The 1,050-nt window shown below is 34.2% G+C and carries 2 protein-coding genes; both read right to left on the reverse strand.

Going from position 1 to position 1,050, the window contains the following annotated elements:
• Positions 1-530 (reverse strand): hypothetical protein (locus tag QL898_RS13715; RefSeq protein ID WP_290177188.1); only part of this gene is annotated, 530 nt, incomplete at its 3' end.
• A gap of 30 nt (positions 531-560) precedes the next feature.
• On the reverse strand, positions 561-1,050 hold a 490-nt coding region (locus QL898_RS13720; protein WP_290177189.1), incomplete at its 5' end, for a hypothetical protein.

Genomic DNA, 1,050 nt, shown 5'->3' on the forward strand with positions numbered 1-1,050 from the left:
AGATGCCAGACACTAGATAAATACTGACTTTGAGTCACATCTTCCCAAAGGCTACCTTTATATACTTTTAAATGGTTTAGTAATGAATCGCTGACACAGGCTAACTCAGTCATATCTATATTTTCATCAGCTAATAAAGCCTCAATGAATAATTTATCAATTAATATACTCGGTCTATCTTCTTTTATGTATAGATCCTCACCATTCCAGCGTTCAGTCTCACTTTGGGGTAAAGCCAATATAGCATTGGCAATGTCTAAAGAAACTTGCAGATAAGCAGTGGATACTTGTTCATCAAATTTAGTAAATATTAAGTATATAGCTTCTTCAAGATAATGCCTGACAGAGAAGCTTGGCATAGTCGTTAATGATGTCTCCTCAACTACAAATGTTTTACTAAAATCTTTACTCTTTTTATAGTAAAAATTAGATTCAGGAATTATTCTAGTTCTTAACTCTTTTTCCCATTCGTTAAATCTATTATCATGAGATAATCTCTTCACCCCGACTTTCTTTAAAAAACTAAACATACTTTTTCCTTTTTAATCATAACTTTAAATTTAAGGCAAAATCTCTGGTAGCTCTATAATTCGCTTCATTGACATACCCATTGTATTATTTGTCATACCAATTTTAGATGATGATAGCTTCGTTCTAGAGCTTACATAGAGTTCGATTTCAAAACTATCCTTTCTTATTTGTTGTATAACACTGTCGTATTGTGAGCTAGTCATTTTTCCTCTATTTGCATTTATTTCTTTTATTAATCTATCTTTGTTCTTACGTATAGTTCTTTCTGGATTTTTACCCCCTCCAAAAGCAGTCAAGGCAGTGTGATAACCATTATTCGATTTTGCCTCAACGATGACCAATTGCCCATTTGGTCTCACATAAGCATAGTCAAACCCATTACCGTTACTGATCTGAGGTGTCCAAGTAGCTACGGGCTTCTCATTGTCCTTAATGAATTTCTCCATGGCCTTTACCTGATTTGCTTCTTTAGCATAGTTCCAGTCTCTTTTTGTTACTACGCCTGCACCAGGAGGTTCT

The sequence above is a fragment of the Psychrobacter sp. APC 3279 genome (genome assembly GCF_030407795.1).
In the GTDB taxonomy this organism is placed as follows: Bacteria; Pseudomonadota; Gammaproteobacteria; order Pseudomonadales; family Moraxellaceae; genus Psychrobacter.